Below are 12,569 nucleotides of genomic sequence, written 5' to 3' on the forward strand. Positions count from 1 at the left end.
AAACATCGCAAATTAAATCTAAGGAAAACCTCTAAAAACTTAAGTTTTTAGAGGTTTTCCAATAGAGTATTTTTTAAGGGGTTTAAGTAAGCGGAAATGCTAAACTATGTTTCGCTATAAGCTGCCAATTCCCGTCCTTGATTGCAGATAATGCTGTAGAGGCATGCATCGAGCAGAATACCCGAGAGTTCTTGCCCCATTGCGCGGATCTGCATATCGGTCTTATTTAAAAGCGAGATAATGCGGTGTACGGTTTGCTCATTCCATTGCCTGCTTGCGCGGCGGTATTGCTCGATTGCTTTCTTCGATGTAAAGCCTGCTTTTTTTAAGCTGAAATCATCCAATCCGCCGGTTTGCGCAAGGGTATGCCAGTCGCGCAGCCGTCTAAAGCAGTAGGTAAGCCCCGCAATCAGCTGCACCGGCGAGGATTCTTTTGAAAGGGTCAGCTTTTGACGGATATTCAGCGCATATTCCAGATTGGCATTGCTCAGCGCATCAAAAAGCGTAAATGGCGTTTCTTCTTTGTTATGCGCAAGCAAGCGCTCAACGGTTTCTGCAGTCAGCGTTGTTCCCGGTTCAAAAAAGAGGCTGATATGGGCACAGGCGGTTTTGAGCGCTTCGGTGTTGTTTTCTACCAGCTCCAGCAGCACCTCGATAGCTTCTTGCTCGATGTTGATCTTGGACTGTGCAAAAAAGCGGCGGAGCCACTCCTGTTTTTTATTTTCAAACAGTTCCCAAAATATCTTTTTGTGATCTTTGGGCACCAGCGCTTCAATTTTTTTATCAATTCCGATTTCATCGGAGATCAGTACTATAAAAGCACCGTCTTCCGCAGGTGTCTGTTCAACCCATTGCGTAAGTGCATGGATATCCTCTTTTTTCTTGATTGCTTCCGCGTTCCTGACAACGGCAAACCGAGCCTCCGCAAACAGGGAACCGTTCTGAACGGCGTCCAGAATAACCGATATGGGGGTGTCTGCCGCATAAAAGAGATGGTTGTCGAGCTGTCCGTATTTTTTTTCCGCATTCTTCCGCAGCGCTTCGAGCGCATCGTTCCGCTCGCCCAATTCGGGGCCGGTAAAAAGCCATAAAGGAGCACTCATCCGTTCGGTTATTCCTCTTCAAATTTTGCGGCAAAAAGCTGTTCAAGCGCTGCGAGTGCTTCGGCTTCGTCGGCGCCGTCGGCGGAAAGAGTTAGTTCGGTTTGGTACCCTGCGGCCATCGTCATCACACCCATAATGGATTTTGCATTGACGGTAACGTTTTCTTTTTCAAACATAATATTCGACTGGAATTTATTTGCCGTTTGTACAATCAACGATGAAGGACGCGCATGGATTCCGGCGCGGTTTTGCACAATAATCTTTTTTGTTACCATAGCTTCTTCCCTTAGTACGTACATCAGTACGTATCATCCGCCGAATAATAAGGTACCCGGCTCGTATCGCTTTCCATCCAGCGCAGAATATTTTGATTAAATTCCTTCGCGGAATAAACGCCCATACTTTTAAGCCGCTCGTTCATCGCGGCTGTTTCTAAAATAATCGGAATATTCCGTCCGGATTTTACCGGTATTTCCAACAACGGCAGTTTTACATCCAATATCTCGGTGGTAAGTTCTTCGGTACCGATGCGGTCATACACTTTATGCGAGTCCCATTCTTCCAGCTTAGCCACCAGCTGTATCTGTTTTTGCTCTCTGACCGACCGGACTCCGTAGAGCTGCATGATGTTGATGATGCCGAGTCCGCGTATTTCCATGTGATGCCCGATCATCTTGTTGGCGCCCCGTCCGATCAAGCTGTTTCCGTTTATACAAGTGATTTCTACGACATCGTCGGAAACCAGCCGATGCCCCCGTTCTACAAGCTCAAGCGCCGTTTCACTCTTACCGACCCCCGAATCGCCTAAAATGAGAATACCGAGTCCGTATACTTCTACCAGAACGCCGTGTATTGCCACCGTCGGGGCAAACACATTGGACAAAACGCGCATCAGCCGCACGGAAAGCTCGCTGGAGGAAAGATCCGTCTGCAATATGGGGCAGCCGGTCGGCCGAACCAGCTCTAAAAATACCGGAGAGGGAGAGATGTTGTGAGAGAAAATACAGCAGGGAATATTGTGCGTCATCATCTTTTTGATGTTTTCGACGTTGTTGCTTTCGATAAGTTTTTGTAAATAGGCGCATTCCCCTCTGCCGAACAACTGGACGCGCTGACAGGCAAAGGAATCGAAGAAGCCTGAAAGCGCGAGTCCCGGGCGGTTTAAATCCGCAACGGTAATGCTGCGCGTCAAACCGTTCTGCCCGCACACGCAATGCAGATGAAGCGCATCGTGCTCCGTTAAGTCGAGATCGAGTAATTCAAGCACCGTTAAACTTTTAGAAAGCATGTATGCGAGTATACCGAACCGGCGGGTCTTTGTAAATGCCGCGTGGGGTTCAGTCTTTCAAGGCTTTGAGTTCTGTTTTTAACGATGCGCTTTCGCGTGATTGGCGTGCAAGGCGATCGGCAAGCAGACGCGACAAAAAGATGCCGTAATGGGGGTAGGCTTCGATTAGTTTCATAAATTTCATCTTAGGTACTTTAACCAATGTTCCCTTTCCGATTGAAACAACCGTTGCCGACCTCGTATCGTTTGTGAGGAATGCCATTTCCCCGATAAAAATGTCCGCCGGCGTCAGCACCGTTAAAAGCGTATTGTTGACATAGACGGCAAAGCGGCCGGAGCGGATATAAAAGAGATTGTTCGATTCATCGTTTTGACGGCATACCACTTGCAAGTGATTAAAATGGAGAGTTTCCTGTTCCCTCAAAATCGCCGGCGTTAGGTTTGTGCTGTCCTTCTGGTTGGGAACTTCAAATGAGACTTCGTTTCCGGCATCATTATAGTAGAGTTCTTTTACAAAACTCTGACTCATCTTAATACCCATGCCGTGTAAGCCCGCCTCAAAAGGTGCGTCAAGAGCGGAACGCCAATCAAATCCCGGACCGTCGTCTTTGATGCTAATTCGCGTACGTTCAGGGGAAATGTCATAAGTAATCAAAACTTTTTTTGTTCCGACGGCAGGATCCATCCGCTTTATTCTAATCAGTTCAAGCACATCCTTTCCCTGCTTGAGCCATTCGGTTTTTTCATCGTAGCTGATATTGCAATTACCGTGTTCTACGGCATTGAGGAGCAGCTCCATCATTGCTCCCTGAAAGGCGCTCCGTTCCGCTTCGTTAACGCGGTCGGTATTATAAAGGTAAGTAGAAATAAGATTTGCATAGAACATAATTTCAAACGGGTCGGTCTCGCTCGTAAAGCTGCCGTGTTCCAGTTCGTTGGCTGGATGGCTCATACCGCGGTTGACTAAAAAATGTTCGTGGGAATTTAAGATTTTAATAATCTGCGCAACATACTGTTCAAATTCCTTGCGAGTCAAAACAAATAAAAAGTTAGGCTCTTTCCGCTGTGTCAGTGTTGTTTTTTGCTCCTGCGAATCGGTAATTGCAATAACGCCTCCGAACAGCAACCACGGATCATCTTTTACGATTTTAAGACATTTTTCTGCATGAACAGACGGATCGCCGAAATCGATAATCTTGATTTCCGGCATCTCATATCGAAAAGCAGCAAGCGCTTCGGTATAACTTTGTAATTGCTGCGAAATAATACTAAAGTTTGACTGCTTACATGCCTGCTGCATCGCCTCTACGGTGCTTACAATGGTACTGACAATCGGAATCTTCTTCATAACTTTTACCTTTAATTTTAGAAAAGCAGGGGAAGCGCACCAGATAGAACAGATAAAAATCGTAGAATAAATAGGCTGTGAGACCATTTGAACCATCTTCCACTGTTGTACATCCGTGTACAACAGTGGAAGGCGAGTTTTGTGCGTGCACAAAACATCGCTGCTGCATGGAACCACTGCCATCCTTGGCAGCTCTGCTTGAACAACCTCTTTATTCCACGGGGTGGTAAAAAACAGTCTGGTGCGATTACCCTGTGCTGGGAGAGAGTATAGCATAATTTTATTTTTCGTGCTACATTGCGATTCATTCATGGAAACCTTATCGTTTTTACCCGGCTCTCCGCTTCCTGCCGGCGCTGCCGTCTATAGCGACGGTGTGAATTTCAGTATCTTTTCCCGTAATGCCTTTTCGGTTACGTTGGATATCTTTGAAAAAGCCGAAGATTCCGCGCCTTGTTGCTCATACACTTTTGACCTTCAGACGAATAAAACAGGGGATATCTGGCACGTTTTTGTCAAAGGCCTACCGAAGAACGCCTTGTATCTTTACCGCGTCGACGGCCCCTTTGCCCCATACGAGGGAATGCGTTTTAACGCCGGTAACTATCTGCTCGACCCATACTCGCGGGGGCTTGCCAATACGGAATCTTTTAGCGGTAACTTTTCCGCGCAGACACCTCCTCCTCATATAGACGGAGACCTTGCGTTTTTAACCCGCCAGTCTCCTGCTCATTTTCCCAAATGCATCGCGGTAGCTCAAGACGATTTTGACTGGCAGGGTGACCATCCGCTCAATTATCCGCTAAAAGACTGCATCATCTACGAAGCGCATGTAAAAGGACTTTCGTGCCATCCCAATGCGCCTCAGCAACATAAGGGAACCTATCAAGGCATTATCGATACCATCCCGTATTTAAAAGAACTCGGTATTACCAGCATTGAACTGCTGCCCATTCAGGAATTTAACGAAAACGAACTGACCAGAATTAACCCGCGAACAGGCACGCTGTTAAAAAATTATTGGGGATACAGTACCATTGCCTTCTTTGCACCTAAATCGTCGTATGCTTCCGACCGTGAAGGTGTAGGGGCTGTATTCGAGTTTAAACGGATGGTGCGCGAGCTGCACAAAAACGGTATCGAAGTGATTCTGGACATCGTATTTAATCATACGGCGGAAGGAAGCGAATTCGGTCCGACCCTTTCGTTCCGCGGTTTGGATAATATCATCTATTATATATTAGAAGATAACGCCCGCTATTACCGGAATTACTCCGGCTGCGGCAATACCTTCAACTGCAATCACCCGATTGTGCAGACCTTTATCTTAGACTGCCTGCGGTACTGGGTTATCGAAATGCACGTTGACGGATTCCGGTTTGATCTCGGCTCCATCTTGGGCAGGGATCAAAAAGGGCGGCTTATGGACAATCCTCCTACTCTGGAGCATATTGCCGAAGATCCCATATTGAGAAAAACAAAGATTATCGCCGAAGCGTGGGACGCGGGCGGCGCCTATCAGGTAGGGAATTTTCCCGGCGGCAGGTGGGCGGAATGGAATGACCGTTTCCGCGACGATGTGCGCCTCTTTTGGCGCGGCGATTCCTCCCATGCTAGGGAGCTTGCAACGCGCGTAACCGGTTCCGCCGATTTGTACTCCGGCAACGGACGCAAGCCTTTCCATTCCATCAACTTTGTTACCAGCCACGATGGATTTACCCTCTACGATTTATTAAGCTATGATAGAAAACACAACGAAGAGAACGGAGAGGACAATCGGGACGGTACCGATTTTAATTGCAGCTATAACAACGGCTTTGAAGGGAAAACCGAAAACACCCGCATCGAAACCCTACGGAAGCAAAAAGCAAAAAACATCCTGCTAACGCTCATTTTATCGCTGGGAACTCCGATGCTAACTGCCGGAGATGAGGTACTGCGGACACAACGGGGAAACAACAACCCCTACTGCCAAGACAACGAGATAAGCTGGTTCGATTGGTCGCTGACACAAAGCAATGCCGACATACTGACCTTTGTAAAAAAATTGATCCGCCTGCGCAAACAGCATCCGGCGTTCCTGCGTTCGGAATTTTTAACGGGAACGCAATCCGGAGACCGGCGTAAGCAAGATATCAGCTGGTATGATGCACAGGGCAATACCCCCGATTGGAACCAACCTTCATCGTTTTTAGCGTATTTTCTTGACGGTTCCGCGGCGGAAACGAGAGCCGAACGCGATGATAACAGCTTTTACATCATATTAAACGGCGGTAGTTTAGACGTTACTGCAACGATATGCCCTCCTCCGCAAGGAAAGCATTGGTATCGGCTGATCGATACATCCTATCCGGCAGGGGAAGATTTTACCGATCCCGAACAGGCGCCGCTGTCGGAAAATCAGCAAAAATATGTTGTATTAGCCGCGACAGCCGTCGTGTTAATTCTGAAATAGCGAGGTAGATTATGTCTCAATTAAAAGAAACCTTACGGGCAAGTATTCTAGGCAAGTTGAAACGGAATTTCAGCAAGGAAATATCCGAGGCAACAAAGCGTGAGCTCTATGATGCCGCAGCGAGCAGCGTTATGGATAGCATCCAGCCGAACATATCCGCAACCAGAGCCGCGCAGGAGCAACCCGATGTACGGCAGATGTATTATTTCTCTGCCGAATTTTTGATGGGGCGAGCGCTTTCGAATAACCTGAACAACACCGGTATGCGCGCCGTGATGGAAGAACTTTTAACGGAGCTTTCCGCCCCGTATCGGGACATCGAGGATGAAGAACCCGATGCAGGGCTTGGAAACGGCGGTCTCGGTAGGCTCGCCGCCTGTTTTTTGGACTCGCTTGCAACGCTCGACTACCCCGGGCACGGCTACGGTATCCGCTACCAGTACGGTATGTTTGAACAGCGAATTGAAAACGGCTATCAAGTGGAATACCCCGACAATTGGCGGCGTTATCGCGATCCGTGGGAAATACGCCGAGACGATTTAGCGGTAACGGTGCGCTTCGGCGGCGCCCCGATATGCACGCAGCAAGAAGACGGCACCCTGTGCTATCGGTTGGAAAATGCCGAGGAGGTTATCGCAACCCCCTACGATATGGCGATCATCGGATACGGCACCAAAACCGTCAACCGCCTGCGCCTGTGGGAAGCCTCCTCTCCCAATGGATTCGACCTCCAGCTCTTTAACAATATGGAATACACCGCTGCGGTTGCAAAGCAGAACTCTGCGGAAAATATTTCCCGGGTATTGTACCCGAACGATACCGGCCCGTCGGGAAAGGCGCTGCGCCTCAAGCAGCAGTATTTTTTCACTTCTGCAAGTTTACAGGATTTGATGCGTTCGTTTATTCATAAACACGGTACGAATTTCGCCGACTTCCCGCGTTACAATGTTATTCAGCTGAACGATACGCACCCCGTCGTAGCGATCCCCGAACTGATGCGCCTTTTGATGGACGAGCATCACCTCGGCTGGGATGAATCGTGGGCAATTGTTACCCATACGTTTGCCTACACAAACCATACGATTTTAGCGGAAGCGTTGGAAAAATGGCCGATCGAGATATTCCAAGGGCTGCTGCCGCGCGTGTATCAAATTGTAGAAGAGATAAACCGCCGTTTCCTGCTGGAGCTGCGGGAAAAATATCCCAATGACTGGAAAAAACACAACAAGATGTCCATCATCGGCGAAGGGAAAGTCCGTATGGCATGGCTCGCTATTGCCGGTTCATTCTCCGTCAACGGGGTTGCGGCGCTGCACACCGAAATCCTTAAAACCAAAGAACTCGCCGACTGGTATAACCTGTATCCGCAGAAATTCAACAACAAGACAAACGGCGTTACGCAGCGCCGCTGGCTTTTAACCGCGAACCCTTCGCTTGCAGCCTTTATCACCAAGCATATCGGCGACGGCTGGATTAAAGACCTTACCCAGCTGCGGCAGCTTGAAAAACTGGCGGATAATCAGGAAGCATTAAACGAATTAATCGCGATAAAAAAACACAATAAAGAGCGGCTTGCTGAATTCCTCAAGCGGACGCAGGGAGTTGTTATCGATCCTAACTCGATTTTTGACGTACAGATAAAACGGCTCCACGAATACAAACGGCAGCTGTTAAACATTCTGCACGTTATGACGCTCTATAACCGGATTATCGAAGACCCGACGTATGATCCTATTCCGCATACCTTTATCTTCGGCGCAAAAGCGGCGTCGGGCTATCGGCGGGCAAAGCTCATCATTAAGCTGATCAACACCGTCGCTGACCGCATCAACAACGATCACCGCGTTAGAGGAAAACTAAAGGTTGTGTTTGCGGCTAATTACTGCGTTTCCACCGCCGAAAAGATTTTCCCCGCCTCGGATATCTCCGAACAGATTTCCACTGCGGGTAAGGAAGCGTCGGGAACCGGCAATATGAAGTTTATGCTGAACGGAGCTATCACGCTCGGTACGCTGGACGGTGCCAATATCGAAATTGTCGAAGAAGTCGGAGCGGAAAATGCCGTGATTTTCGGTATCACCGCCGATGAAATTCAAAAGATCGAGCATGAGCACAGCTATAATCCGCAGGAATATCTAAACCGCAATCCTGCATTGGCACGCGCGCTTACGCAGCTTATCGATGGCACCTATACGCCGCCCTTTGACAACAGCTTTAGAGAATTGTATGATTCGCTGGTCTACGGTGTAGAAGGCCAGCGGCCTGATGTCTATTACGTGCTGGCAGACTTCGACGCTTATGCAGCGGCTCAGGAGCGGATTGTCGAATGTTACCGCGACCCGATGAAATGGGCTAAAATGTGCCTTCTAAACATCGCCCGATCGGGTAAGTTCAGTTCAGACCGTACCATCGAAGATTATGTGCGGGATATATGGAAATTGGAAAAAATACCAATTCATAATTAAGAATGCATAATTCATAATTCTTAATTATTTATCAATTATTTTTCGGGAGAAAATAGATTATGGAAAGAACATTTGTGATGATGAAGCCGGGCGTGGTGCAGCGGCGGATTGCCGGAGAGGTGCTGAGCCGCTTTGAAAAAAAAGGACTCAAGCTGGCTGCGTTGAAGCTGATGCGCATCAGTCCGGAGCTTGCGAAAAAACATTACGCCGAACATGCCGACAAGCCGTTTTTTGGTGAGCTGGTACAGTATATCACCTCAGGCCCTGTAATTGCGATGGCCTTTGAGGGAGAAGAAGCCGTTGCGCTTGTGCGGAAACTCTGCGGCGCTACCAAGGTTTTGAATGCGGAACCGGGCACCATCCGCGGCGACTACGCGCTGCATACGAACATCAACGTTGTGCATTCTTCGGATTCTGCCGAAAGCGCCGCACGGGAACTCGGTTTATTCTTTCAGCCGGAAGAATTTTTCAGCTGGAATGACGGGAATAAGGACTGGTTTTAACGAGAGGATACCCGTTCACTCCATAGCGTTACTTAATGAAAGCTTCTAAACGCTGCATTTTTTAGAAGCTTTCTCATTAACTTTGAACATCTTTAGAACATCTTTAAAAAACTGAGGTTTTTACCTTTAAATGTTCGATTAAGGATTAAAAAATGCTTGAAAAAATTACCAATACGTTCAGCGGTATTGTCCGCAAGATAAGCGGCAAGGCTACCATTACCGAAAAAAATATTGAAGAAGCGGTAGAGGAAATAAAAATTGCGCTGCTCGAAGCGGATGTCAACCTGCGTGTTGTACGCCGCTTTATCAACGCAACAATCGAAGAAGCAAAGGGAGAAACCGTATTAAAATCGGTGAATCCCGGTCAGCAGTTTGTTAAGATTGTTCACGATAAAATCCTTTCGTTTCTCGGCGATGAAAAGAAAAGCCTTCAATTAAAAGGCCCTGATACCCAGTCGGTCATCCTCTTCCTCGGTTTACAAGGCTCCGGTAAGACGACTTCCGCCGCAAAACTGGCTGCGCGTTTAAAGAAAGAAGGCCGTAAGCCGCTGCTCGTTGCCTGCGACCTCGTCCGTCCCGCCGCTGTGGAACAGCTCTCCTCTTTAGGAGAGCGTATCGACGTGCCGGTGTATAAAGAAGACACCAAGGATGCGGTACGGGTTGCACAAAATGCGGTTACATTCGCACGGAAAAACGGGTTTGATACCGTTATCGTCGATACGGCGGGGCGGCTGCAAATCGACGAAGTGATGATGAAGGAAATTGCCGCGGTTAAAAAAGCGGTTAATCCGGTAGAAACCCTGCTTGTCGCCGATGCAATGACGGGACAAAATGCCGCCGAGGTCGCAAAAGCCTTTGATGAGCAGGCTGGGCTGACCGGTGTTATCCTCACGAAATTCGACTCCGATGCGCGAGGCGGTGCGGCGCTGTCGTTAAAAACCGTAACCGGCAAGCCTATTCTTTACGTCGGTGTCGGTGAAAAAATCGAAGACTTTGAACCGTTCTACCCCGACCGCATTGCCGGGCGGATCCTCGGTATGGGCGATATCGTTTCGCTCGTGGAAAAAGCGCAGGAGAATATCGATGCGGAAGAAGCCGCCCGCTTGCAGAAAAAAATGGCGACGGAAACTTTCACCCTTTCCGATATGCTCGATCAGCTTGAAAATGTCGAAAAGATGGGTTCGATTGAATCTATGCTTGATATGATGCCGGGGCTTGCCGGTCAAATCTCCGCCGAGGATATCGATAAGGCGGGCTTTAAGCGGCAAAAGGCGATTATCCAGTCTATGACGCTCAAAGAGCGGGAAAACCATCACATCATCGGGCCGCCCCGCCGCAAACGCATTGCAAAAGGTTCGGGCACCTCCGTCGCCGAAGTGAACAAATTGTTAAAACAGTTTGAAAAGACTCGTCAAACGATGCGGAAGGTTGCAAAAAGCAAAGGACTTCAAGCGCGGCTTATGGGCTTGATGGGCTCGTAATGCACCTTTATATAGATTTTTCTAAAAGGAGATATCTATGAACAATATATTAAAAACCGCTTTGCTTCCGGCAGTTGTTTGCGCATTTTGTATTACAGCCTGTACAACGCTGCCGGCTAAAGCGCTATATACGGAATCGAAAGTTACGGACGTCACGGTCAACACGGAAAATAGTCATTTTGACGTTGTGTACGCGATTGATTGCTGTGTGATGCCTAAAGCGAAAGACGACTTTGTCAGCTTTAAGGTAGATACGATGCTGTATACCTATCGGTTTGATTTTTCCATAAATTATGGAATGAAAGGCATACTCGACCAATTCTTCACTATCAGTAATTTGGCCGATTCTCAAGATAGAAATAACGGTATCCGTTACCTCGGCGAAACAACCCTCTATGCCTATGCATCATCCGAAGGTTCCATAAGCAGGCTAATTGTCAACGGGAAAAAACCAAACCACGTGCGTTTCAGTTTTTTGCTGAAAGACGGAAAAAAATACCTCTTGCTTGAAGGCTTCCACGTAGAGACGCTCGATGGGAAATTGGCTGTTGATGACTTTATCGACAGCATCCCGTTCCGCTACGACGACGTAAAAAAAGCTTATGATTTCTTTCATGATACGGAAGATCTTGAAGCAACGCGGCAAAAGCAGTTACACATAGCCCGTGCGGCAGAGCAAGCCGGAAAAGAAAAGGAAGCTATCGTGGAGACTGAACAAATTTCAGAGAACACGGACAGTGTTACCGTAAATTCCGAAGAATCTTCTGCTGAAAACCAATAAAAGCAAGCCATTTTTCTTTGCGTGCTATATAAGACTATAACAAGGGGATGTCTCAAAAATGAATATTTTGTCGCCGTCCCCAATCCCTTGTTATAGGGTAACTTCTAAAAATCTATCATAATCTTTAGAAGAGACCCGGGAGGTTATATGAAGCTTATCCGGCCTTTATATCACGCAAAGCGGATAGCACGAAGGCTCTACAGCGGCCTTTTGTGTCCCCAAACTTGTCTCCTCTGCGGAAGTGTAAGTGAGACGGGATTGCCACTGTGTACCGATTGTATCCGAACCGAATTTACGCCGTACATCGGCTCCATAACTTTGGCAGATGCAGAAGAAGCGCAAAAACGCTGCAGGCATTGCGGAAAAATCCTTATTTCCGAACATGGGTATTGCACCCGCTGTAGGCCGGCCGGCGATGAACCGGCAGAAAAGCAAGCACCGGCGTGTGATCGTATTTTTACGCTTTTCCCGTATATCGGGCTCGGTCAAAAACTGCTGCCGGTTTGGAAGAACAATAACTTTCGCACCTTTTCCACGGTGTTTGCACCGCTTATTCACAAGTTTCTCACACAAAATCCGGAGCTTATGCACATTCCGCTCGTACCGGTTCCACCCCGTCCAAAAAAATTATGGGAAAAAGGCTGGGATCAGCTTGATGACCTTGTGCGGGACTTATCGGTTTACCCGCAGCTGGCAGTATGCCGGTGTTTAAAACGGCTGGACGGTATTCCTCAAAAGAAATTATCCAAAACCGATCGTGCGGTAAACTTGCAAGGAAAAATCAAACTTGCGGCAAAGGCTGTTCCCGATAAGCTCATCCTGCTCGACGATGTAATGACCACCGGCGCAACACTCGAAGCTTGCGCCCGCGTCTTAAAAGCTGCCGGATGCAAGGAAGTCTACGGGCTTTGTCTCTTTTTCGACTGAAAAGGTGCGGTGTCGTTCAGCCCGTTTAGTTAAATTTATCGATTCCGGTTTAAGTTAAATCTTGCATTTACCCTAAAATTAGTGTATAGTTGTATGGTTTACAGACATTAGCTCTTTGCGGAATGGAGCCTGTTTCGGCGGCACAGAAAGCGGCAGCGGTTATTTTATATTGATTGGCATACTGCTTGCATTAAGACTATTAAAATTGAAAGCGGTCG

The 12,569-nt window shown here is 47.8% G+C and carries 10 protein-coding genes; 6 read left to right on the plus strand and 4 right to left on the minus strand.

Going from position 1 to position 12,569, the window contains the following annotated elements:
* Positions 1 to 104 precede the first annotated feature (104 nt).
* The 4 genes from holA to HMPREF1222_RS11945 are packed head-to-tail and all read right to left on the minus strand — an operon-like array spanning position 105 to position 3,739.
* Positions 105 to 1,103 carry a DNA polymerase III subunit delta gene (gene holA, locus HMPREF1222_RS11930; RefSeq protein ID WP_016519594.1) on the minus strand — a complete coding sequence of 333 codons (999 nt, stop codon included), beginning with the start codon at positions 1,101 to 1,103 and terminating at the stop codon, positions 105 to 107.
* Positions 1,104 to 1,111: 8 nt separating this feature from the next.
* Positions 1,112 to 1,378, minus strand: a complete 267-nt coding sequence (locus HMPREF1222_RS11935) for an HPr family phosphocarrier protein (protein WP_038077298.1) — start codon at positions 1,376 to 1,378, stop codon at positions 1,112 to 1,114.
* Between the two features lie 23 nt (positions 1,379 to 1,401).
* A complete protein-coding gene (gene hprK / locus HMPREF1222_RS11940; protein ID WP_006188962.1) occupies positions 1,402 to 2,391 on the minus strand; it encodes an HPr(Ser) kinase/phosphatase in 990 nt (329 codons plus the stop codon).
* A gap of 49 nt (positions 2,392 to 2,440) precedes the next feature.
* Positions 2,441 to 3,739, minus strand: a complete 1,299-nt coding sequence (locus HMPREF1222_RS11945) for a cyclic nucleotide-binding domain-containing protein (protein WP_038077301.1) — start codon at positions 3,737 to 3,739, stop codon at positions 2,441 to 2,443.
* A 310-nt stretch (positions 3,740 to 4,049) separates the two neighbouring features.
* Here HMPREF1222_RS11945 and glgX point away from each other — a divergent pair, with 310 nt between their 5' ends.
* From glgX to HMPREF1222_RS11975, 6 genes are all read left to right on the plus strand, one after another.
* Positions 4,050 to 6,194 (plus strand): glycogen debranching protein GlgX, encoded by a 2,145-nt coding sequence (gene glgX / locus HMPREF1222_RS11950; protein ID WP_016519597.1) that lies wholly within the window; start codon positions 4,050 to 4,052, stop codon positions 6,192 to 6,194.
* An 11-nt stretch (positions 6,195 to 6,205) separates the two neighbouring features.
* Positions 6,206 to 8,659, plus strand: coding sequence for a glycogen/starch/alpha-glucan phosphorylase (locus HMPREF1222_RS11955; RefSeq protein ID WP_016519598.1), 2,454 nt, complete (start codon positions 6,206 to 6,208; stop codon positions 8,657 to 8,659).
* Between the two features lie 59 nt (positions 8,660 to 8,718).
* Positions 8,719 to 9,162 carry a nucleoside-diphosphate kinase gene (gene ndk / locus HMPREF1222_RS11960; RefSeq protein WP_016519599.1) on the plus strand — a complete coding sequence of 148 codons (444 nt, stop codon included), beginning with the start codon at positions 8,719 to 8,721 and terminating at the stop codon, positions 9,160 to 9,162.
* A 152-nt stretch (positions 9,163 to 9,314) separates the two neighbouring features.
* Entirely contained in the window at positions 9,315 to 10,643 is a 1,329-nt protein-coding gene (ffh, locus tag HMPREF1222_RS11965; RefSeq protein ID WP_016519600.1) for a signal recognition particle protein, read from the plus strand.
* A gap of 37 nt (positions 10,644 to 10,680) precedes the next feature.
* Positions 10,681 to 11,424 (plus strand): hypothetical protein, encoded by a 744-nt coding sequence (locus HMPREF1222_RS11970; protein WP_016519601.1) that lies wholly within the window; start codon positions 10,681 to 10,683, stop codon positions 11,422 to 11,424.
* A gap of 147 nt (positions 11,425 to 11,571) precedes the next feature.
* A complete protein-coding gene (locus tag HMPREF1222_RS11975) occupies positions 11,572 to 12,351 on the plus strand; it encodes a ComFC family protein (protein WP_016519602.1) in 780 nt (259 codons plus the stop codon).
* The last annotated feature ends 218 nt before the right edge of the window (positions 12,352 to 12,569 follow it).

Origin of the sequence: Treponema vincentii F0403 (genome assembly GCF_000412995.1) — a bacterium.
Lineage (GTDB): Bacteria > Spirochaetota > Spirochaetia > Treponematales > Treponemataceae > Treponema > Treponema vincentii.